General features: G+C 63.6%; 21 protein-coding genes and 1 pseudogene. 16 read left to right on the top strand and 6 right to left on the bottom strand.

Annotated features, from left to right (window positions below):
• The first annotated feature begins 217 nt into the window (after positions 1-217).
• A complete protein-coding gene (locus tag P5705_RS11060) occupies positions 218-592 on the top strand; it encodes a DUF2784 domain-containing protein (protein WP_277460889.1) in 375 nt (124 codons plus the stop codon).
• On the opposite strand, the gene tam is transcribed toward P5705_RS11060, so the two are convergent.
• Together tam and P5705_RS11050 are read right to left on the bottom strand one after the other, a co-directional pair.
• A complete protein-coding gene (gene tam, locus P5705_RS11055; protein ID WP_011533604.1) occupies positions 569-1,345 on the bottom strand; it encodes a trans-aconitate 2-methyltransferase in 777 nt (258 codons plus the stop codon). The genes P5705_RS11060 and tam overlap by 24 nt on opposite strands.
• A 114-nt stretch (positions 1,346-1,459) precedes the next feature.
• Positions 1,460-2,869 carry an amino acid permease gene (locus P5705_RS11050; RefSeq protein WP_277460887.1) on the bottom strand — a complete coding sequence of 470 codons (1,410 nt, stop codon included), beginning with the start codon at positions 2,867-2,869 and terminating at the stop codon, positions 1,460-1,462.
• Between the two features lie 432 nt (positions 2,870-3,301).
• Between P5705_RS11050 and P5705_RS11045 the strand changes: the two genes are divergently transcribed.
• From P5705_RS11045 to P5705_RS11020, 6 genes are all read left to right on the top strand, one after another.
• Positions 3,302-4,726 carry a PLP-dependent aminotransferase family protein gene (locus tag P5705_RS11045; RefSeq protein ID WP_277460885.1) on the top strand — a complete coding sequence of 475 codons (1,425 nt, stop codon included), beginning with the start codon at positions 3,302-3,304 and terminating at the stop codon, positions 4,724-4,726.
• Positions 4,727-4,840: 114 nt separating this feature from the next.
• Complete coding sequence (locus tag P5705_RS11040; protein WP_277460884.1) at positions 4,841-5,044, top strand: hypothetical protein; 204 nt, start codon at positions 4,841-4,843, stop codon at positions 5,042-5,044.
• A 223-nt stretch (positions 5,045-5,267) separates the two neighbouring features.
• Positions 5,268-5,645, top strand: a complete 378-nt coding sequence (locus P5705_RS11035) for an Hcp family type VI secretion system effector (RefSeq protein WP_431196940.1) — start codon at positions 5,268-5,270, stop codon at positions 5,643-5,645.
• 104 nt (positions 5,646-5,749) lie between these two features.
• Positions 5,750-6,463 carry a DUF4225 domain-containing protein gene (locus P5705_RS11030; protein WP_277460882.1) on the top strand — a complete coding sequence of 238 codons (714 nt, stop codon included), beginning with the start codon at positions 5,750-5,752 and terminating at the stop codon, positions 6,461-6,463.
• Between the two features lie 1,321 nt (positions 6,464-7,784).
• Positions 7,785-8,945, top strand: coding sequence for a DUF1624 domain-containing protein (locus P5705_RS11025; RefSeq protein ID WP_277460881.1), 1,161 nt, complete (start codon positions 7,785-7,787; stop codon positions 8,943-8,945).
• A gap of 16 nt (positions 8,946-8,961) precedes the next feature.
• Positions 8,962-10,305, top strand: coding sequence for an OprD family porin (locus P5705_RS11020; protein ID WP_277460880.1), 1,344 nt, complete (start codon positions 8,962-8,964; stop codon positions 10,303-10,305).
• A gap of 126 nt (positions 10,306-10,431) precedes the next feature.
• Here the strand turns inward: P5705_RS11020 and P5705_RS11015 are convergent, their stop codons facing one another.
• Entirely contained in the window at positions 10,432-11,364 is a 933-nt protein-coding gene (locus tag P5705_RS11015; protein ID WP_277460879.1) for a LysR family transcriptional regulator, read from the bottom strand.
• 114 nt (positions 11,365-11,478) lie between these two features.
• On the opposite strand from P5705_RS11015, the gene P5705_RS11010 reads away from it, so the two are divergent.
• Positions 11,479-11,739 (top strand): DUF2790 domain-containing protein, encoded by a 261-nt coding sequence (locus P5705_RS11010; RefSeq protein ID WP_277460878.1) that lies wholly within the window; start codon positions 11,479-11,481, stop codon positions 11,737-11,739.
• 112 nt (positions 11,740-11,851) lie between these two features.
• Positions 11,852-13,156 (top strand): MFS transporter, encoded by a 1,305-nt coding sequence (locus P5705_RS11005; protein WP_277460877.1) that lies wholly within the window; start codon positions 11,852-11,854, stop codon positions 13,154-13,156.
• 117 nt (positions 13,157-13,273) lie between these two features.
• Here the strand turns inward: P5705_RS11005 and P5705_RS11000 are convergent, their stop codons facing one another.
• Positions 13,274-13,969, bottom strand: a complete 696-nt coding sequence (locus P5705_RS11000) for a tRNA (adenine(22)-N(1))-methyltransferase (RefSeq protein WP_346780504.1) — start codon at positions 13,967-13,969, stop codon at positions 13,274-13,276.
• Between the two features lie 169 nt (positions 13,970-14,138).
• Here P5705_RS11000 and P5705_RS10995 point away from each other — a divergent pair, with 169 nt between their 5' ends.
• On the top strand, positions 14,139-14,519 hold the full coding sequence (locus tag P5705_RS10995; protein WP_011533591.1) for a RidA family protein: 381 nt from the start codon (positions 14,139-14,141) through the stop codon (positions 14,517-14,519).
• Between the two features lie 44 nt (positions 14,520-14,563).
• Here the strand turns inward: P5705_RS10995 and P5705_RS10990 are convergent.
• Together P5705_RS10990 and P5705_RS10985 are read right to left on the bottom strand one after the other, a co-directional pair.
• Positions 14,564-15,348: pseudogene (locus P5705_RS10990) on the bottom strand (AraC family transcriptional regulator).
• A 10-nt stretch (positions 15,349-15,358) separates the two neighbouring features.
• Positions 15,359-15,901, bottom strand: coding sequence for a helix-turn-helix domain-containing protein (locus P5705_RS10985; RefSeq protein ID WP_277460874.1), 543 nt, complete (start codon positions 15,899-15,901; stop codon positions 15,359-15,361).
• A gap of 153 nt (positions 15,902-16,054) precedes the next feature.
• Between P5705_RS10985 and P5705_RS10980 the strand changes: the two genes are divergently transcribed.
• From P5705_RS10980 to P5705_RS10955, 6 genes are all read left to right on the top strand, one after another.
• Complete coding sequence (locus P5705_RS10980) at positions 16,055-16,837, top strand: aldolase (RefSeq protein WP_277460873.1); 783 nt, start codon at positions 16,055-16,057, stop codon at positions 16,835-16,837.
• 33 nt (positions 16,838-16,870) lie between these two features.
• On the top strand, positions 16,871-17,764 hold the full coding sequence (locus tag P5705_RS10975) for a dihydrodipicolinate synthase family protein (RefSeq protein ID WP_277460872.1): 894 nt from the start codon (positions 16,871-16,873) through the stop codon (positions 17,762-17,764).
• 213 nt (positions 17,765-17,977) lie between these two features.
• The gene (locus P5705_RS10970; protein ID WP_277460871.1) at positions 17,978-18,295 is read left to right on the top strand and encodes a DUF2388 domain-containing protein; all 318 of its coding nucleotides are present in this window, start codon (positions 17,978-17,980) and stop codon (positions 18,293-18,295) included.
• 104 nt (positions 18,296-18,399) lie between these two features.
• Entirely contained in the window at positions 18,400-18,807 is a 408-nt protein-coding gene (locus P5705_RS10965) for a DUF2946 family protein (protein ID WP_277460870.1), read from the top strand.
• Between the two features lie 79 nt (positions 18,808-18,886).
• Positions 18,887-21,040: a TonB-dependent receptor gene (locus P5705_RS10960; RefSeq protein WP_277460869.1), complete on the top strand. Its 2,154-nt coding sequence runs from the start codon at positions 18,887-18,889 to the stop codon at positions 21,038-21,040.
• Between the two features lie 183 nt (positions 21,041-21,223).
• Positions 21,224-22,012: a DNA/RNA non-specific endonuclease gene (locus P5705_RS10955; RefSeq protein WP_277460868.1), complete on the top strand. Its 789-nt coding sequence runs from the start codon at positions 21,224-21,226 to the stop codon at positions 22,010-22,012.
• Positions 22,013-22,076 lie beyond the last annotated feature (64 nt).

The following is a 22,076-nucleotide window of genomic DNA, read 5'->3' as shown; positions in this document are numbered from 1 at the left end:
CGTAGGCCGCGCGGGCCCGGAAGGCGCCGGAGCGAAGGGACCCCGAAGCGTAGCGTAGGGGCCGTATGATGGAGCGCACGGCTTTGGTTACTTTGGCCACGACCAAAGTAACCCGCCGTAAGGGCGGAAAGGTGACTCTGCGTCTACCTAGCAAATGGATATGCCCACAAACACAAAAACCAACCAACAACTAACGACTACCCCCAAGGCCCCACCCATGCTCTACCGCCTAGCCGCCGACACCCTGGTCCTGTTCCACCTGTCCTTCATCCTGCTGGTCCTGTTCGGCGGCCTGCTGGTACTCAAGCACCGCCGTGCCCTGTTCATCCACCTGCCCGCCCTCGCCTGGGGCCTGGCGGTGGAAGGCCTGCACCTGGAGTGCCCGCTCACCGCCTGGGAGAACCGCCTGCGCGCCGCTGCCGGCGACAGCGGTTACCCCGGGGGATTCGTCGAACACTACATCTGGCCAGTCATCTACCCCGTCGGGCTGACCCCGCAAATCCAACTATGGCTCGGTACCTTCGTCCTGCTACTCAACATCGGCATCTACGGTTATGTGCTCTGGCGCCTAGCGCGTCGCCACCACGAATAACCGCGGGAACGGCAACAGCACCTTGCCATCGGTGGCCGGCGGATAGTCATGCTGCATAGCCTGCAGGTACAACTGCAGGAAGTCCGCCTGCTCCTGCTCATCCAGCCTGGCCAGGTACGGCCGCAACGCCGAACCCTTGAACCACTCGACGACCGCCTCCGCGCCCCCCATCAACGGGTGGTGGTAGGTGGTGCGCCACACATCCACCCGCGCGCACAACGGGCTGAGCAAGTCGTAGTAGAACGCCGCGCCGTGCCGGGGCGGCAGGCTGAAGTCGGCGAACTTGTCGGCCCACGGCCCACGGCTGGCAATCTCGCGCAACTGGCGGTGAGCAGGTTCGTCGAGGTTGTCGGGGGTCTGCACGGCCAGGCTGGCCCCCTCGCTCAACTGCCGCACCAGGTGCGGGTAGAGGCTGCCATGCTCCGGCAGCCACTGCAGCGAAGCATTGGCGAGGATCAGGTCCTGTGGTTCCTGGGCGACCCAACTGCCGATATCGGCAATTTCGCAGCGCACCCTCGGCACGCTCAGGCGCGGGCGTTGCCGGGCCTTGTCGATCATGTCCGGGTCGCTGTCCAGCGCAGTCACCTGGGCATCGGGGTGGCGCTGCAACAGCACTTCGGTGGAATTGCCCGGGCCACAGCCCAGGTCGGTGGCATGGCGCACCGGACGCGGTGGTACCGCGGCCAGCAAGTCGCGCACGGCGCGGGTGCGTTCATCTTCGAAGCGTGAGTATTGGGTGGCGGACCAGGCCATGGGCGGGCTCCTTCGATGGCAGATGCGTGCAGCATAAGCCAAGTCGCCACCACCACGAACGAAAACGGCCGGCTCCCCTGGAGGGATCCGGCCGTTTCATGCAACGCCTGGCGCTTAGTGACGCTTGGCGCTACGGATCTGGTGCACCACGCCCATGGCCACCACGATCGCTGCGGCAACGCCGGTGGAAATCACCAGGATCTGGTAGTCAGGCATGAAGGCCATGGTCACCAGGGCGGCCACGATGAACACGATCACCAGGTAAGTCAGCCAGGGGAACAACCACATCTTCAGGCGCACTTCCTTGCCTTCGGCGATCAACTTGCGGCGCATGCGCAGTTGCGAGAAGGCGATCACCAGGTACACCAGCAGGGCGATCATGCCGGTGGTGTTCATCAGGGTTTCCAGCACGTCTTTCGGGCGCAGGGTGTCGCTGAAGTTGATCAGCGCGCAGAACACCGCCACCAGGCACGAGCCGATGATCGCGTTCACCGGTACACCGGTGCCGGTGCGGGTGAACTTGAACAGGCGCGGCGCGTCGCCACGCTGGGCCAGGGAGAACAGCATGCGCGAGGCGGTGTAGTGGCCGGAAATCAGGCAACTGCTCACCGAGGTCAGCACCACGAAGTTCATCAGCAGCTCGGCGTAGGGCACGCCCAACAGCTCCAGGGTACGGCGATAGGCACCATAGCCGGAGACGCCCAGTTGCGGGTCGTTCCACGGCACCAGGCAGACGATCAGGAAGATCGAGCCCACATAGAACAGGCACACACGCCACACCACCGAGTTGGTGGCCTTGACGATCTGGGTGGCCGGGTCCTTGGCTTCGGAGGCGGCGATGGTGACGATCTCGGCCCCCAGGAAGGCGAACATCACCCCCAGCAGCGCGCCGATCACCGTGGTGATGCCGTTGGGCATGAAGCCTTCGGCAGTCAGGTGGCTGATGCCGCGCACTTCGCCGAACTGCCAGACGTTCATCACCGCGGCGGTGCACACCACCAGGAAGCAGACGATCGCCACCACCTTGATCAGCGCGAACCAGAATTCGAACTCGCCGTAGTGCTTGACGTTGAAGAAGTTGACGGTGATCAGCAGCAGGGTCGTGGCCAGCACGAACACATTGACGCTGACGTCGGGGAAGAAGCCATGCAGGATCTTGCCGGCGACATAGGCCTCCCAGGCCATCAGGATCACCCAGTACCACCAGTACAGCCAGCCGATGGTGAAACCGGCCCAGCGGCCGATGGCGCGGTCGGCGTAGGTGGAGAACGAACCGGTGTCCGGCGAGGACGTCGCCATCTCGCCCAGCATGCGCATGATCAGCACCACCAGGATGCCGCCGGCCAGATACGCCAGGACGGCAGCCGGGCCTGCGCTGTGGATCACGCTGCCGGAACCGACGAACAAGGCGCCGCCGATCACCCCGGCGATCGACATCATCGTCAGGTGGCGCGACTTCAACGAGGCACTGAGCTTGCTCTCGTGCCCGTCCTTCGCGGTGGTGGATGTGGATGTAGCTTCCATCAGTTAAATACCCCGTGCTTCTTTTTATCCAAGGAAAAACTGTGAAACCCCGATGGCTATCGGTCTCACCTGTACATCAGTGCGGGCAGGGAGGTGTGCGGTGCACACGCAGGCCATCCGTGGCGGCCTGCTTACGCGGCCAGAGGCAACCCTCTGGACGAACTGAACCATGCGGGGGACGGACGCTGGGGGTCCGGCCACGCGGGAAGGAGGTGCGGGGCGGGCCCCGACGGCAAAGCAGCGATGTTGTGATTATTCATGGCGCTGATACGTGCTGTGTTGGCTATATCTGACACGTAATGTAAAAATGTCGAACACATTGAGCCATGCACAGCGGCATGAAAAACGCACTGCACTGTACAGGCCGCCGATCCAATACACCCGCGATACCCCTGCCGGCGCCTGGCGTCCCGCACACCTGAAGGCACCCGAATGCTCCAGCTCCATCCGGACTCCTCCACCCCGCTGGTCAACCAGATCATCGATGGGTTGCGCGCGCTGATCGACGACCAGACCCTCAAGCCGGGCGCGAAGGTGCCGTCGATCCGGGCATTCGCCGCCACCTACTCGGTGAGCACCTTCACCGTGGTCGAGGCCTACGACCGGCTGGTGGCCCAGGGGTTGCTGGTAAGCAAGGGTAATGCAGGCTTCTTCGTCAATCGTGCGGCGAACGAGCTGTTGGACAAACACAACGTCGACGCCGATACCACCCGCCCCACCTTCAATTCCGAGTGGTACCTGCAACAGATCTTCGAGATCCGCCAATTGCCGTTCAAGCCGGGTTGCGGCTGGTTGCCCAACGACTGGATGTATGAGGAAGGCCTGCGTCGCGGTCTGCGCCAGGTGGCCGGCAGCCCGCTGGAGCTTTCCGGCTACGGCGACCCCATGGGCCTGCCGGAGTTGCGCGCGCTGACCGCGCAGAACCTGCAGCAGGAACTGTCGATCGTCGCCAACCCGGCGCAACTGATGCTCACCCACGGCGCCAGCCAGGCCCTGGACCTGGCCGTGCGCACCCTGGTGCGCCCGGGCGACGTGGTGCTGGTGGATGACCCCGGCTACCCCAACCTGATGAGCATCCTGCGCACCCAAGGCGCCACCCTGATCGGCGTGCCCCGCACACCGGCCGGCTACGACCTCGACCACCTCGAGCGCCTGCTGGCGCACCACCGCCCCACTGCGTTCTTCACCCAGCCGCACCTGCACAGCCCGACCTGTTCGCGCACCCCGCTGGCCCAGTTGCATCGCCTGCTGCAACTGGCCAGCCAGCACGGTTTCCGCCTGGTGGAGAACAACCTCTACGCCGACATGATCGCCGACCCGCTGCCGTGCCTGGCGAGCCTGGACCACCTGCAGCAAGTGGTCTACGTCGGCAGCTATTCGAAAAGCATCTCGCCCAACGTGCGGGTCGGCTACCTGCTGGCCAACCCTGAACTCACGCAGCAACTGCTGCACCTGAAGATGCGCTCGGGCCTGACCACCTCGCAGGTGATGGAGCGGGTGGTGTACGCCGCGATCATCGACGGGCGCTGGCGCAAGCACCTCAAGCGCCTGCGCCAGCGCCTGGCCGAGGCGCACCAGGAGGTGGGCCGGCACCTGCACCGGCTGGGGTTCGAGCTGTTCATCGAGTCGGACGAAGGGATGTATGTCTGGACCCGCCACCCGGCGCTGCCGGACAGTGCGGCGCTGCTCGATGACGCGCTGGAGAAAGGCATCATGCTCGGGCCCGGGCAGTTGTTCATGGTCGATGCCAAGGCGACCGGGTGGATGCGCTTCAATGTGGCGTTCAGCGCCGATCCGGCGATGTGGGAGTTGCTGGAGAAGGTGCTGGTCAAGCACGTGCGGCGCGGGGCGCTGTGACAATAGCCGTTTTGACCTAGCCCACCCGTGCTATTGAGGCCGGAGCAGTTGCCCACCTAGATTGTCACTGCGTTGTGCAGGAACACGGCGCGCTGACAATCAAGGAGAAACTCCATGTTCAGGTTCAAGACTGCGAAAACGGAAAAGACCACTGCCAGCAGCACCCCTCAGGTGCTGAGCGAGGCCGATCTGGAACTTGTCTCGGGTGGCGATGCGTTCCATGACATTGGCATGGACTGGGCAAACGACCCCTTCGTGCGTCTGAAGTACAGTGGCATCAGTTGGCCGAAAGGCGGTGCCCAGTGGTGGGCCAAGTAGCGCTCGTCGCTGTGGGGCGCCTGGCGCCCCCTTGCTCTGACAATCAAGGAAAACCCCATACTCTCAAGTACACCTAGCACGCTTGCGCGATGGCTAACAGCCTTTAGCACTTAGGTGCAATAAACAGAGCGTTCCGCGACCGGCGAATATTTGGGAAGCGTCTGGCATACAACCTGTTCTCGTTTTCGTAGGCTGCATCCCTTGTCTACAAGGAGAGCAGACCATGGCGTTCAACGGCTACATGAGTATCAAAGGCAATCGGCAGGGGTTGATTTCGGCGGGGTGCAATACCCAGCCATCCATTGGCAACAAATGCCAGCTCGTGCACCAGGACGAAATAACGGTGCTGTCCTTCAATCACGCTATTACCACCCCTGATACCAACCAACGTGCTGTACATCAGCCCGTGGTGATCACCAAGCACATCGACAAGGCCACACCTTTGATGGCCCAGGCCGTGGACAGCCGGGAAGTGGTCGACTGCGATATCCAGCTGTACCGCATTCATCCGGCGGGCCATCGGGAAAAGTACTTCTCCGTAAGGCTGGAGGGCGCGGTGGTTGTCAGCCAGGAGCTGGACGTACCCCACGCGACGCTCTAGACCGACCAGGACGCCGAGGAACGACTGCTTATCAGCTATCGGGCCATCAGCTGGATTCATCACGCTGCCGGTACTACCGGGTACGCCACGTGGGGGGAGGAGCTATGAGCCAGCGCGAAGAATATGGTGGGCGGCTGGATGAGGCGTATTGGGAGGTGAATGCGGCGGCGTCTCGGTTGATCAGTTATGGCTGTGGGGTCAGTGCCAAATACCTGAGCGATCGGCGGTTACGGATGCAGTTCAATCGGGAACTGGCTTATTACGCGCGGCGGGTGATGGATGATGTGTATGAGCGGAAGATCAGTGCGGAAGAAGGACTAGAGGCGCTGCGTGCTGAGAAGGACAGCCTGAAGTCACAATCCGCACGAATCCTTTCCCAATCACTGGGCGTCATCGGTGGTGCCGGGCAAGTTATCACTGGAGTCAGCATCTGCTATGGGTCGATGGGTTTACTGTGTGCATTTGCGGGAGCACCCTTGGTTGCACACGGTGGTAACAATCTCTATGAAAATACAAGAGGTCTCTATGAAGGCCGTGGTGACGTGCAGGGGCCTGTAAGGAAGGCGTACCAAGGAGCTGCAGAGAAGCTGGGGTATACCGAGCGTGAGGGAAATCTGGCCTATCTGGGAAGTGATTTCTTACTGTCACTGGGTGGCCTAGCACGTCCTGTAGTCAAGCCGGGTGGTTGGAAACTGTTCAAGTACCACCGCGTCGACAAGGAGATGGCCGTACGGCAAATGGGTAAGGGAGCGCTCACGGCCGAGTCGCTAGTCAATACCAATACGACATATGAATTCTATAAAGAGATCAAAGAGTGACATTTGTTCAGTTTTTTGTGGTCGTGCTTTTTGATCTATTTCTTACACTTTGGTTGCGGCGATCAGTGTTTTTAGTGGGCAGGGATGGAGTGCGGCAGCTGTCTAGTTACATATTTGCTTCAGTTGTCGGCGGCCTTTATCTGATTGTAATAAATAATAGCTCTGGCATATATGTTGAGATCGATTATGGTGATAATTTTTTGCGTGAGTTGATGGCGTTGCAAGGTGTTTGTCTAGCGATGATTCTATTTCATATATGGGCCACTCGTTTGCGCTGAGTATATCGTTGTGAGTCAGGCTGTCAGCCATGAACTGCCGGAAGTTGTAAGCGGGCGGCCGCTTATCAGGTTTATGATGAATATAAGAGATGAGTATACTTGAATTTATTTTACTGATTTTGGTAGATGTGCCAACGACCCTCCTGTTTAGGCGCTATTTATATACTGGGGCGAGAAGTGCGTTTCGAGATGCACTGATCTGTCTTCATGCATTCCTAGTAGGAGGGCTCTACGTGACGTTCTTGAAAGACAACGAAACATTTTTCGCGGTGATCGATTATGGCTATAATTTTTACCGAGATTTGATAGTGCTTAATGTTGGGGCTGTAAGTATGATTTTCTTTCATGCGTGGTCTATTACGATACGTCACAAATGATTGTGTTTTGCGCGTGCGCTATATGGGTTGCTTCTGAGCCCGTGTGGCCCTTTCCGCATTTAGGTGGGCGGGCTTATCGCGAGAAAACTTACCTTGCGAGGGCTGTGCTCTGAGAGAGGTTGCTCCAAGATAAGTACAGAGAATGAAGCTGCTTCTTCTGGGGCTTTTTACGATATGTGATGTTGCAATCAGCTTGCTGCTGAATAGATTCGTCTTCAAGGATTTGGATAGACTTTTACAGTTCCTAGGGTCGCTGTTGTTCAATAGCTTTATGGGAGGAGTTTATATTGAAATGATGGGTGGGGAGGGGTTTATCCGATTCCCCTACAATTCGATAACTGATTTTGGTTTCTGGTTTGTGGTTATCCTTACTGCGGCAATGGTCCTTTTCCACATTTGGGCTTTGACCTCGCGAAGCGTTGACTGATCCCAAGTTTTGGCCATGTGAGAGCCCGGTCAGGAAAGGCTATCAGGAGGTCTCGAAACGCTTTATACCGAGCGGAAGGGGCGTTTATCGAGGCATTGCGCCAGAAGCTGGAGTAGAGGTCGTCGGGGCGGCCCTTTCGCCGGCAAAGCCGGCGCCTACCTCTATCCAGGCGCCCATAAAAAGATATAAGATAACATTTCATTTGACATTCATTCCCATCCTTCAGCGACCCTTCCTCGATGACTAGCGCCCCACCCTCCCTCCTCTCCCAGCGCCTGCAGAGCATCGATGCCCTGCGCGGCCTGGTGATCCTGTTCATGCTGCTGGACCATGTGCGGGAAACCTTCTACCTGCATCGCCAGGTCAGCGACCCGATGACCATCGACGCCACCGACCCCGGTTTGTTCGCCAGCCGTACCCTGGCGCATCTGTGCGCGCCAGTGTTCGTGCTGCTCACCGGGTTGTCCGCCTGGCTCTACGGCGAAAAGCACCAGGGGCGTGGCGATGTCGCCGCCTTCCTGTTCAAGCGTGGGTTGTTCCTGGTGGTGCTGGAGTTCACCCTGGTCAACTTCGCCTGGACCTTCCAGTTGCCGCCGAGCGTGATCTACCTGCAGGTGATCTGGGCCATCGGCCTCAGCATGATCGCCCTGTCGCTGCTGGTGTGGCTGCCACGGCCAGCGCTGGTGCTGGTTGGCGTGGTGATCATCGGCGGGCACAACCTGCTCGATGGCCTGCACTTCGACGCAACATCAGCGCTGCATGTGCCGTGGGCGATCCTGCATGACCGTGGCTGGCTGGCGGTTGGCGAGCATTTGCGCCTGCGCACCTCCTACCCGGTGCTGCCCTGGATCGGGGTGATTGCCCTGGGCTACGGCCTGGGTCCGTGGTTCGCTCGCGGCAGCAGCGTCACCCAGCGTCAACGACACTTGCTCATGGCCGGTGCCGGCGCCCTGCTCGGCTTTGTCGCGCTGCGTGTGCTCAATGGCTATGGCGAAGCGCCTTGGAGCGTGTACCCAAGCACCACCCAGACCCTGATGAGTTTCTTCAACATCACCAAGTATCCACCGTCGCTGTTGTTCCTGGCCTTGACCCTGGGCTTCGGCCTGCTGTTGCTGCGCGGCTTTGAACGCGCCGGCAGCGCGCGCTGGATCGGCGTGCTGGCCGTGTTCGGTGCCGCGCCGATGTTCTTCTACCTGCTGCACCTGTACGTGTTGAAGCTGCTGTACCTCGCAGGCGTCGCCCTGTTCGGCCTGAACCAGGGGGCTTACTTCGGCTTCGACGGCATCGGCGCGGTGTGGCTGGTCGCGGTGCTGCTGGCGCTTGCGCTCTACCTGCCGGTGCATGGGTTCGCGCGTCTCAAGGCAAGCCGCCGCGATATCGCCTGGCTCAAGTACTTCTGACCCTGGGAGCTTGACCATGCCGCTGCGCCGCTTCGCCATTGCCCTGCCCATGCTCGGCCTCAACCCCCTGGCCCTGGCCGACTCCGCCCAGTCGCAGGCCAGGGGGCTGCTGGAGGACAGCACCTGGAGCCTGCTCAACCGCAGCGTCTTCGACCAACGCGACTACCGCCACGGTGGACGCAACAATGCCGCGCGCAACGCCTACAAGCCACGTGCCGAGCGCAACGGCAAGGCCGAGGAATGGGCCTACGGCTTGATGGGCTCATTCAGTTCCGGCTTCACCCAAGGCCTGGTCGGCGTCGGGCTCGATGCCCACGCCTACCAGGGCGTGCAGCTCGACAGCGGCGGTGGTCGCGCGGGCAAGGCGCGCCTGCTCGGGGTCGACAACCAGGGCCATCCCAAGGACGCGTACAGCCGGGGTGGTGGCGCGGTGAAACTGAGGATGTCGAACACGGTGCTGGCCTATGGCGAACAGCGCGTGAAAACGCCGGTGTTCAGTTCCTCCGACAGCCGTCTGTTGCCCGAGACCGCCACCGGCTGGTTGCTCACCAGCAACGAGGTCGACCGGCTCAAGCTGGTTGCCGGGCACTTCAACGAAAGCACCGACCGCAATGCCTCGAGCCACGACCAGGGCTTCGTGGTCAATTACTCCAATGGCCGCCAGGGCAGTACGTTCGACCTGGCCGGGGCGGTGTGGAGCCCGACCAACAGCGTCAGCGCCAGCCTCTTCACCTCGCGCTACGAGGACACCTGGCGCCAGCATTACCTGGGCAGCACGTTGAGCCACGCCATTGACGATCGGCGCAGTGTCAGCCTCGACCTGAACCTGTATCGCACCACCGACACCGGCAAGGCGTTTTCAGGCAGCATCGACAACACCACCTGGAGCCTGGTGTCCCGTTATACCCAAGGCCCGCACACCTTCAGCCTGGGTTGGCAGCAGGTGGACGGCAACACGCCATTCGACTACGTCACCCGTGGGGCGATCTTCCTTGGCAACGCGGTGCAGCTGTCTGACTTCAATGCGCCCAACGAGCAGTCATGGCAGGCGCGTTACGACCTGAACCTGGGCGCCTATGGCGTGCCCGGGCTGAGCCTGACGGCGCTGTATGCGCGCGGGTTCGGCATCGATGGCAGCCATGTCGACCGCAACGGTGGGTATGCGTACCTGGGCTATGGCGAGGGTGGCAGGCATTGGGAGCGGGACCTGGAGGCACGCTATGTGGTGCAGGGTGGCACAGCCAAGGGGCTGATGATTTCACTGAGGCACAATGTGCACCGCGGGAATGCGGCCCAGGCGGAGCTGGATGCGGACCAGATCAGGTTGGCGGTGGAATATCCGCTGGCTGGCACCTGGTGAGGATGCGCTGAACCTGTAGGAGCCGGCTTGCCGGCGAACCAGGCGACGCGGTGGATGGCACCGGCATTGCCGGTGTTCGCCGGCAACGCCGGCTCCTACAGGCGTGTGCCCTTCAACAGGCTGGCCTTAACGCCAATAGCGCGGCTCGTCCGCTACCCGCTGGTGCGCCTGGAACAACACCGGCAACTGCTCCTTGAGGAAGTCCAGCCAGGTGCGCACCTTGGCGTCCAGGTAATGCCGCGACGGGTAGATCGCATAGATCTCGCGCTGACGCAGGCGGTGAGGCGCCAGCAATCGGCACAGGCGCCCCTCCTCCATCGCCTGGCTGGCCGAATAGTACGGCAGCAGCCCCACCCCCATGCCCAGCTCGGTGGCCTTGAGCATCGCGTCGGCGACATTGGTGAGGAAGGTGTCCTGCGGCACGATCACACATTTCCCTGGTGCCTGCTCGAACGACCAATCTTCCTCGAACAAGGGGTCGACCGTGCGCAGGCAGACATGCTCGTGCAGGTCTTCCGGGCGCTTGGGCACGCCGTGGCGGGCCAGGTAATCGGGCGAGGCACAGAGGATGCTGTGGATGCTGCCCAGGGGAATGGCGATCAGCTGCGAGTCCGGCAGCCCCTGGCCGATGGTGATCACCACGTCGTGGCCTTCGGCCAACGGGTCGGGGTTGCGTTGCGAGAGCGTCAGCTCCATCACCACTTCGGGGTTGGCGGCGTTGTAGCGGGCCACCAGCGGCATCATCAACAGGCCCAGACCGTGGGTGCAATGGAAGCGCAGATGGCCGCGCGGCGTGAGGTGGGCACCGCGCGCCTCGTCCATGGCTTCCTCGGTGAGCAGCATGATCTGCCGCGAACGCTCGAGGAAACGCTCGCCCGCCTCGCTCATGCGCAACCTGCGGGTGGTGCGATGCAGCAGGCGGGTCTGCAGCTGGTTCTCGAGCTCCGCGACAATCCGTGACACCTGGGCCGACGAGATGTCCAGCGCATTGGCCGCCGCAGCGAAGCTGCCGCACTCCACTACCCGGGCGAAGGTTCGCATCGCATGCAGCATATCCATGAGGTGTCGCTCTCATTCATACATGAAAGGCAGGAATCTATCACGGGATAGACCATTTATTGTGAAACGTAAATGAATGGATCATCGGCACATCCCGAAAAAGAGGATTCCGTCATGAAACGTTCGATTGCATTGGTCGCCCTGACCGCCACCCTCGCCTCGTTCGGCGCCTTCGCCGCCGCTACCGACAGCCAGGCCGAGGCCGCCCGCTACGAATACGGCATGCCGCTGGACATCGCCAAGGTCATCTCCATCACGCCGGCCAGCAATGCAGAGGACTGCCAGGTGGGTACCGCGCACATGGTCTACGTCGACCACCAGGGCCAGACCCGCGAAATCGGCTACCGCCAGATGGGCAACTGCTCGCAACTGTAAGGCACGCCCAGACCGCGAGGGAAAAATACCAGCCATCTTGCTGAAAGTGCATTTGCCCTCCTCGCCCGCCGCCGCATGATCGTCCAGGACAACAACAAGAACGTCCTGGACCATGAACACGATAAAAACCTGCGCCGTACCGTCCGCGCACTCGCCGGACGCCACCCATGCCCGCATCACCTGGCGGCTGATGCCGTTGCTGCTGGTGTGCTACCTGTTCGCCCACCTCGATCGCATCAACATCGGCTTCGCCAAGATGCAGATGAGCGCCGACCTGGGCTTCTCCGACACGGTCTACGGCCTTGGCGCCGGCCTGTTCTTCATCGCCTACGCGCTGTTCGGTGTGCCCAGCAACCTGGCCCTGGACCGGGTCGGGCCACGGCGCTGGATCGCCAGCCTGATGCTGGTCTGGGGCCTGCTCTCCACGGGCATGATGTGGGTGCAGGACGCTGCCGGCTTCTATGCCTTGCGGTTCTTGCTCGGGGTGGCCGAAGCCGGGTTCTTCCCTGGCATCCTGGTGGTGCTCAACCGCTGGTACCCGGCGCGACGCCGGGCCCAGGTCACCGCGCTGTTCGCCATCGCCGTGCCCCTGGCCGGGGTGGTCGGCGGGCCGTTGTCCGGCGGCATTCTCCAAGCGTTCCACGACCACGGCGGCTTGCGCGGCTGGCAGTGGATGTTCCTGATCGAAGGCCTGCCCGTCGTGCTGCTGGGGCTGGTGGTGCTCAAGACCCTGCCAGACAGTTTCGAGCAGGTCGACTGGCTGAGCACCGAGCAAAAGCAAACGCTGCGCGCAGAGATCGACCGTGAGGAACGGCACAAACCCATCGCTTCGCTCGCCGGGCTCTTCAGCGACCGACACCTGTGGTTGCTGGTGGCGGTCTACTTCGCCGTGATGCTGGCGGTGAACACCTTGGCGTTCTGGATGCCGAGCCTGATCCACGGCGCGGGGATCGGCAGCGACGGCCAGGTCGGCCTGCTCAGCGCCGTGCCTTACCTGGCGGGTTGCCTGTTCATGCTCGCCTGCGGACGCTCGTCGGACCGACGCCGCGAGCGACGCTGGCACCTGTGCCTACCGCTGCTGATGGCGGCCGCCGGTATCGCCCTGGCGGGCCTGGCGCCGGGCAAGGCCTCGCTGGTGATGGGAGGGCTGGTGCTGGCGGGCATGGGCGCCAGTGCCGCGTTGCCGATGTTCTGGCAGTTGCCCCCGGCGTTCCTGTCTGGCACTACCCAGGCGGCAGGCATCGCGATGATCAGCTCGTTCGGCAGTATCGCTTCGTTCCTGGCGCCTTACCTGATCGGCTGGATGCGCGATGCCACGCAGAGCCCGGGGCTGGCCCTGCAGGTGCTGGCGGTGGCTATCATGCTGGGTGGGTTGCTGGTGCTGAAGGTGCCGGCGGGTGTGGTCAACCCGCGTTGAACAGCTGAACGCCTGCCGTGATCTCTGTAGGAGCGGCTTCAGCCGCGATCACCCGCCAAGCGGGTGCCAGACAGCGCGATACCCGCATCGCGGCTAAAGCCGCTCCTACAGAGAAGGTCAGGCCAGCAGCTCGCTGATCCAGCGGGCCTGGCGGCTGATGTCGTCAAGCTTGTCCTGCGGCACCGCGTGGCGGGCACGGGTGAAATTGGCCAGGGTCTGCTGCTTCTGGCGCAGCATGCGCTGCCACTTGAACAGGAACGCCGGGCTGCGCGCCTCCATCAGCAACGGCCCGAAGTACAACTGCTCGACGCTGTAGGACGGCGCATCACCGCGTTCGGCGACGATGATCTCGTAGTCGAAGCGATTCTCCCGCAGCACTTCCTCCCCGACGATGCGATAGCCGTTGCCCGCCAGCCACTGGCGCAGCGGCTGCTCGCCGCCGTTGGGCTGCAGCACCAACCGTTCCTGGCCTTGCAGGTGCTGCTTGCCAGCTTCGAGGATGGCGCAAATGGTCTCGCCACCCATGCCACAAATGCTGACGGCGGTGATGTCGTCACCCCGCTCGATGGCGGCCAGGCCGTTGGCCTGGCGCACGGTGATACGGTCTTCGAGCCCATTCTCGCGCACGGTGCGTTGCGCCGAGAGAAACGGGGTCAGCGCCACTTCGCCGGCCACCGCCGCGGCAATTGCGCCACGGCGCATCAACGCCACCGGCAGGTAGCCATGGTCGGAGCCGATATCGGCCAGTCGCGCCCCCGCGGGCACATGCGCGGCCACGCGCTCCAGACGCATGGACAAGGTGTGTTCGTTCAACGGCAGCCTCATTTCAGAACCGGAATCCGGCGTCGATGGCCGGAACGGCCCGCGATTCTGCCGAGCCCGGCCGGACTTTTCAAATCCGCGCGACCGCAGCCCCGACTCGACCCGCCCCAGCAGCTCGCGTAGGCTTGCCGTTTTCCTTCCGTCGCAAGGCAAATACCCCATGGCAAACGCAGACATCATCTTCACCCCGGACCCGGACGCCGACTCCATTTCTTCCGACGTCGCCGAATACAACGGCGTGCTGGTCAGCACCCAGATCCCTGTACACGCCGACGGCAGCCTGGAGCTGGGCGACATCACCACGCAATGCGAATGCACCTTGCAGGCGCTGAAGGTTGCCCTGGAGCGCGCCGGCAGCTCGATGGACCGGGTGCTGCACCTGACCATCTACCTGACCGACATGGCCGACCGCCCGGCCTTCAACGAGGTGTACCAGCGGTTCTTCAGCAAGCCATGGCCAGTGCGTGCGGCGGTCGGCGTCGCCTCGCTGGCCTTTGAAGGCATGCGTGTGGAAGTGACGGCGATGGCGGCCAAGGGCTGATCGACCGAAGGTTCGCTGGCAGGCCGGCGAACCGCCCCCCTCTGTCAGCCAGCGCCCGCCCGATAGTGCCCCGGCGTTGCCGCCAGATGACGCTTGAACACCCGTTGCAGATGCGCCTGGTCGGCAAACCCGGCCTCCAGCGCCACGTCGGCGATCGGCCGCCCCAGGCGCAGCTGGGCACGGGCATGCTGCACACGCAGGTCCAGCAGGTAACCATGGGGTGTCAGCCCGAAGCGCTTGGCAAAAGCCCGTGTCAGGTAGGCCCGGGACAACCCGACAGCGGCGCAGATGTCCTCCAGGGTCAACCGGTCAAGGCGGTGAGCGCGCATGAACGCTGCCGCCATGTCCAGCCGTGGGTGCCGCGCCGAGCGCGTGCCGGCCCTCACCTCCAGATAGCGCGGCAGCACGTCGAAAAATGCGCCCAGCCGTGCTTCCTTGGCGCTGGCCTGCCGGTCTTCGAACAACTCGGCGAACACCTGCAGCAGATGCCCGTACAAGCCCGGCGAGGTGCTCAGCGTCGCCTCCGCCGGCACGAAGCCCCGCGCCTGTAGCCACGGCATGTCGACGAACAGCATCAGGTAGGACCAGGGCTCGCCCTGGATCGGGTTGCAGGTGTGCACCACGCCGGGGTTCATCAGCACCGTGGTGCCCGCCGCGACTTCATGCCGGGCGTTGCCGGTCAGGTAGGTGCTGCGCCCCCGGTGATCACGCCGATGGAAAAGCTCTCGTGGGCATGCGCGGCGTAGCACACCTGGCGCCCATCCCCCACGCGCCGAGCCTCGACGAAGGGCAATGCCGGATCACGCCAGAACCGCGAGACCTCGATCATCGCCCCACCCTCATCGTTCGCCGCCCTGCACCACGACCAGCAACTGGGCCTGCTGCTCACCGACCGAACGCAGGCGATGCGGCGTCTGGGCGTTGAAGTGCAGGGCATCACCCGCCTCCAGCAGCACCCGCTCGCTCATGAAGTCCACCTCCACCTGCCCCTCGTGGACGAACAAAAACTCCTCGCCCTCGTGCGCCTTGAACGTCGGGTCGCTGAAAGCGGTCGGCGGCTGGATCAGGAACGGCAACAGGCTGCGCTGTCCCACCTGCGAGGTCAGCACCGCATACCCCGGCCCTTCACCGCTGCCCACCAGGGCCTGGCGCTCGCCGCGGCGCACCAGGCTGTAGCGCGCCGGGCCCGTCTGCTCGCCGTCGAACAACTCCTCGACATTGACATTCAGCGCCCGCGCCAGCTTCAGCGCGGCGGCAATCGAAGGGGTGTTCAGGCCACGCTCGACCTTGGACAGGTAGCTCTTGGTCATGCCGGACTTTTCGGCCAGCACCTCGAGGGTGATCCCCAGTTTCTTTCGCAGCAGTTTCAGTCGAATGGACATGTGACGCGGGTTTCCCGAACAAACGCACTTGCTTATGACACTTTGTGTCATATAGGATTATTTGTGTCATCAGTTGATCGCCCCTCCACCGTCGAAAGCAAAGGGGCGAGCCAGCCATGACATCCACCGTCACGCCACAGAGGATAGACCCCCATGGCCAACACCCTGACACACAGCAAAGACCAGCTGGTGCAAAAAGCACTGAAACAGATGCAAGGCTCGCTCGCGGATAATACGTGGACCGTGCGCGAAAAGCTGGCCCTGACCTGCCGAATTCTCTTCGACCATGGCCACGACTCGGGCCTGGCCGGGCAGATCAGCGCCCGCGGCCCGCAACCGGGCACCTTCTACACCCAGCAACTGGGCCTGGGCTTCGACGAGATCACTGCCAGCAACCTGCTGCTGGTCAACGAAGACCTCGAGGTGCTCGAAGGCGAAGGCATGCCCAACCCGGCCAACCGCTTCCACAGCTGGGTGTACCGCGCCCGCCCGGACGTCAACTGCATCATCCACACCCACCCCACCCACGTCGCCGCGTTGTCGATGCTTGAAGTGCCACTGGTGGTCTCGCACATGGACCTGTGCCCGCTGTACGAAGACTGCGCGTTCCTCGAAGCCTGGCCCGGCGTGCCGGTGGGCAACGAGGAAGGCGAGATCATCAGCAACGCCCTGGGCGACAAGCGCGCCATCCTGCTGTCGCACCACGGCCAGCTGTCCACCGGCACCAGCATCGAGCAGGCCTGTGTCTACGCCCAACTGATCGAGCGCGCCGCGCGCCTGCAATTGCTGGCCATGGCCGCCGGAACCGTCAAGCCGATCGACCCGGCGCTGGGCCGCGACGCCCATGACTGGATCGACCGGCCCAAGCGCCACGGCGCGGCCTTCAACTACTTTGCCCGGCAGTGCCTGCGCCAGCACGCCGACTGCCTTGCCTGACCCTCTTTTGCCTTGCTTGCGGAGACATCCAGAATGACCACTCGATTCCACGGCATCATCGGCTACACCATCACCCCGTTCAGCCAGGACGGCGCGCAGCTCGACCTGCCCGCGCTGGGCCAGTCCATCGACCGCCTGGTCGCAGGCGACGTGCAGGCCATCGCGCCCTTGGGCAGCACCGGCGAAGGTGCCTACCTGAGCGACAGCGAATGGCAGCAGGTCGCCCAGTACAGCCTCGAACGCATCGCCAGGCGCGTGCCCAGCATCGTCAGCGTCTCCGACCTGACCACCGCCGGCGCCATCCGCCGCGCGCGCTTCGCCCAGCAACACGGCGCCGACGCGGTGATGGTGCTGCCGTCGGCTTACTGGAAGCTCAGCGAAGCCGAGATCGTGCAGCACTACCGGGCCATCGGCGCCGCCATCGACCTGCCGATCATGCTCTACAACAACCCCGCCACCAGCGGCACCGACATGCCTGTGGAACTGATCCTGCGCATTGTGCGCGAGGTGGACAACGTGACCATGGTCAAGGAGAGCACCGGCGATATCCAGCGCATGCACAAGCTGCAGGTGCTCGGCGAGGGGCAGGTGCCGTTCTACAACGGCTGCAACCCGCTGGCGCTGGAGGCTTTCGTCGCGGGTGCCACGGGGTGGTGCACGGCGGCGGCCAACCTGATTCCCGCGCTCAACCAGCGGCTGTACCAGGCGGTGCTGGCGGGTGAACTGGAGCAGGCCAGGGCGTTGTTCTACCGTCAACTGCCACTGCTGGACTTCATCCTCAAGGGCGGCTTGCCGGCCACCATCAAGGCCGGCCTGGCATTGACCGGGTTGCCGGTCGGCGAGCCTCGGCGGCCGGTGTTCGGGTTGGATGAAGCAGGTAGAACGAAGTTGCTGGCGCTGCTCGATGGGTTGAACATCACGCGCTGATCCAGCCAGCCTCCGCACACATAGGTGCTGCGGTGCCTGGCACCGGCCTTGCCGGTGTTCGCCAGCAAGGCTGGCTCCTACAGGTTTGTAGTGGGGCGCTGCCTGTAGGAGCGGGTTTACCCGTGCATCCGTGTCACGGAACTCCCGCCCAACACCACCGCTCTTAACATCATGCAGTAACTCCCATTGGCCTCACCTTCCGGAGGACTCGCCATGCGCCCCTTACTGCTCGCTTCATCGCTGCTGCTCCTGCTACCCGCCGGCGCCGCCCTGGCCCGTGTCGATGCCGGTGACGTCGCCACTTCGGCGGGGATCTCCGCCTCGTTGTACTCCACCTTCAAGGACGACAAGCGCATCGTCCCGGCCCGCGACGAACTGTCGGCCTTCGTCGCCAGTGGCGGCGCGATTCGTGGCGCCTACCTGGAGTCGGCACTGGCACAGGCTCGCCATGACAACCCAGGGTTGCAGATCAGCGACGAGGAACTGGCAAAGGCGCTGTTGTCGCAGGATGACGCCGCGGCCGGCCAATGACACCTTGAGCGGCCGAGGCCCGGGACTCGCCCAAGCCTCGCTGCGACAATCCGCCACAGCATGGCGCGAAGCACGCCATCCATCCGGATGGTAGATTCGCCGCCATGAAAACCACCCGTCGGACACGTTCGCTGACCGCCTGGGCGCTATATGCCAGCGTCCTGTTCAGCCTATTGCTGTGCGGCATGCACCACGGCCAGATGAGTGGCTTGCGCCTGTCCGGCCTCGAGGGTGGCTTCTGCTCGCTGGACAGCGAGCACGGCTCGGCCATCGACCTGGACGGTGCCGGGGGCGACCAGCACATGGCGCAGCTCGATTGCCCGGTGTGCTCCTCCTTTGCCCTCGCGGTGCCGTTGGCCAGCAATGGTTGGTCGTTCACCCAGGTCCAGGGCCATGCCCCTTCCCCGATCGTCGTGCGCAGCTGGGCGCAGCCACCACCACGCTACCTGCGTCACGCCATCAATCCCCGCGCCTCCCCTCACCGTTTCCCCGCAGTTGAACTGTTCGCCTGACCCTTGGCCGGCGCGCCCGTGCGTGCCTGTTCGCCAAGCCGGTCAGGCCCTGCCATGACCCTTGCGTGGAAAACACAACATGATTCGCAACACCTCCCTGGTGCTCCTGATGGGCGCCACCTGCACCTGTGCCTGGGCGCAAAACGCGCCTGTCGAGCTCTCCGCCACCACCGTCGACGGTGAGCGCGAAGCCCCCTCGGGCGTGCAACTGGACGCGCCGATCCGCACCGGCTCGCGCCTTGGCTTGACTGCCCGGGAAACCCCCGCCTCGGTGAGCGTCTCCGACCGCCGGGTGATCGAGCAGCGTGATGCCAAGGATACCCAGGACGTGATCAACGCCATGACCGGCGTCAACGCCTCGGCCAACCCGGGCTACGGTGGATTCGTCACCTACCGGGGCTTCACCCAGAACCAGGTGACCCAGCTCTACAACGGCATCAACCTGGGCTACAGCAGTGCCACCCGCCCGGTCGATGCCTGGGTGATCGACCGTGTCGAACTGCTCGGTGGCCCTTCGTCGTTCCTGCACGGCGCCGGCTCCGTGGGCGGTTCGATCAACTACATCACCAAGCTGGCCAGCCGCGACCAGCAGACCGTCGACGGGCGTATCCGCCATGGCAGCTACGACGACGCCGAGTACGCCTTCGGCATCAACCAGGCCCTGGCCAGCAACCCCGCCGACGCCCGCCACTTCGCCCGCCTGGACTTCAGTCGCAGCCAGGGCAATGGCTATATCGACCGCAACCAGCGCAAGACCGACAGCCTGGCCTTCTCCGTGCTCAGCGACCTCACCCCCGATCTCACCCACACCTTCGCCGTGGAGTACCAGGAGGACAAGGAAGACAGCCCGTACTGGGGCTCGCCGATCCTGCCCGGGCGCAGCACCATGAAGATCGACAACAGCCGCCGCTTCGAGAACTACAACGTCGCCGACGGCCGCTACGAGCAGCGCGTGCGCTGGCTGCGCTCGATGCTTGACTACCAGGTCAGCGACAGCACCAGCGTGCACAACACCCTGTACCACTACAAAGCCGAGCGCGATTACCGCAACGTCGAGAACTACCGCTACAACGGCGCGGGCAACGTGGTACGCGCCAGCCCCTACCTGCAACGCCACGCCCAGAGCGTGCTGGGCGACCGTGTCGAGTTGCGCCACGACACCAGCCTGTTCGGCCTGCCGACCCAGTGGGCCATGGGCCTGGACTGGTCGCGCATGCGTCAGGACCTCTACCCCACCTCCAGCAGTTGGAGCGACGTGGTCGACCCGGACCATTTCGACCCCGGCAGCTTCGACGCCATCCCCGGCGTGAACCGTGGCCTCACCCGCCAGCGTCACCACGAAGTCATCAACCGTGCCCTGTTCGCCGAAAACCGCCTGGAACTGACCGATCGCCTGGCCCTGCTCACGGCCCTGCGCTACGACTACCTGGACATGGAGGTGAACAACTACGGTGCCGTCAGCCCCACCTCGCCCGCCTACTTCGAGCGGCGCTGGGAGCCGCTGTCCGGGCGTATCGGCCTGACCTACGCGCTGACCCCATCGGCCAGCGTCTATGTGCAATACAGCACCGCCGCCGACCTGCCGGCCGGCTCGCTGGCCGCGGCCACCTACTCCAACGTGGGGTTGTTCGACCTGTCCAAGGGCGAACAGTGGGAGGCCGGCAGCAAGTTCGACTTCCTCGACGGGCGCGGCGCCGCAACCGTGGCGGTGTACCAGATCATGCGCAAGGACTTCGCCGTGCGCGACTCCAGCAACCCCAACCTCACCGTCCAGGCGGGCCAGCAGACCTCGCGCGGCATCGAGCTGGCCGGGCGCCTGCAGGTCACCCCGAAGCTGCTCGCCGAAGCCAACTATGCCTATGTCGATGCGCAGTACGATGAGTTCAACGAAGCGGTCAATGGCGTGTCGGTCTCGCGCAAGGGCAACGCACCCGTCAACGTGCCGGCCAATGTCGGCAACCTGTGGCTGACCTACAGCTTCACCCCGGCCTGGTCGGCCGGCGTGGACGCGCGCTACGTCGACTCGGTGTACGCCGACAACGCCAACACCCTCAAGGCGCCGGCCTATACCCTGTTCGGCGCCTTCGCCCGCTACCGCCTGGACGAGCACACCACCCTGACCGGGCGGGTACGCAACCTCACCGACGAGGTGTATGCCAAGCAGGCCTACGGCACCCAGTACTACATGGGCGCGCCACGCACCTTCGAGGTAGCGATGGACGTGCGCTTCTGAACCCATGCAACCCCGTAGGAGCGGCTTCAGCCGCGATCACCCGCCCAGCGGGTGCCATACTCGCGCTCATGGATGAGTGAAGCGTTGGGCGCAGATCGTTAGAATGCGCCCAACTGTTTGTTCCGCAAGGTGTTTCCTTGCGGAGCAAGCTCGCCTTCTTTGTTCGCCCAAGGATGACGCGCCATGCGCCGTTTGCTGTTCCTGCTGTTCGTCCTCACCCTGACTTCCTGCGCCCCGCGGCTACCGTCCCCCACCCCACCGCAGACGTTGCCCACACCATCCACCGAGCTCACCCTGCTCGACCGCGGCCGTTTCCAGCTCTGGTACGACTGCCAGCGTGGCGAGCCCCACCGCTTCACCTTCACCCTCGACCGGGACGAGGGCCACCTGGAGCGCAAGGACAACTTCCGCATCGACCGCGACCTGCCCCCAGGCTGCGTGGGCCAGCACTCGGCCAAGGCCTACTCGCTGCCCAAGGGTTTCCACCGTGGCCACCTGGCAGCCAACAACCACTTCGATGACGACCGCGCGGCGATGGACGCCTCCAACCTGATGAGCAACATCGTCCCGCAGCTGGCATCACACAACAGCCAGACCTGGTACCAGACCGAACTGCTCAGCGAATGTTTTCGAGACCGGCATCCAACCAAGGTGATCGGGGGCGTGGTGTTCGGCCGGGGGGACGACGCACTGGCCAACGACTACTTCGCGCAGAGCCATGGCATCGCCACCCCGGAAGTGTTCTGGAAGGTACTGCTGACCGAGGATGATGCCGGGCAGCCGCAAGTCATCGCCTGGTGGATCCCCCATCAGGCCGGGCTGGGCACCGACCTGACGCCCTATTTACGCAGCGTGCATGAGATCGAGACGCTGCTGGGGCCGGGCGAAGCACCGATAGATGTGCCTGAGGCGGTAAAGGACCAGCGCCCGACGTTTTCATGGCCGGTACCGGCTGGTTGCGATCGGGAATGATGGGGCTGTGTTGTTGGCAGTGCGCTGGGCGATAGCCTTGCAGTGCTCTTTGGATCGAGCGCCG

Source organism: Pseudomonas entomophila (assembly GCF_029478665.1).
GTDB classification, from domain to species: domain Bacteria; phylum Pseudomonadota; class Gammaproteobacteria; order Pseudomonadales; family Pseudomonadaceae; genus Aquipseudomonas; species Aquipseudomonas entomophila_F.
Note: the sequence above shows the minus strand (reverse complement) of the source record. Positions and strands in the feature narration are given on the sequence as shown.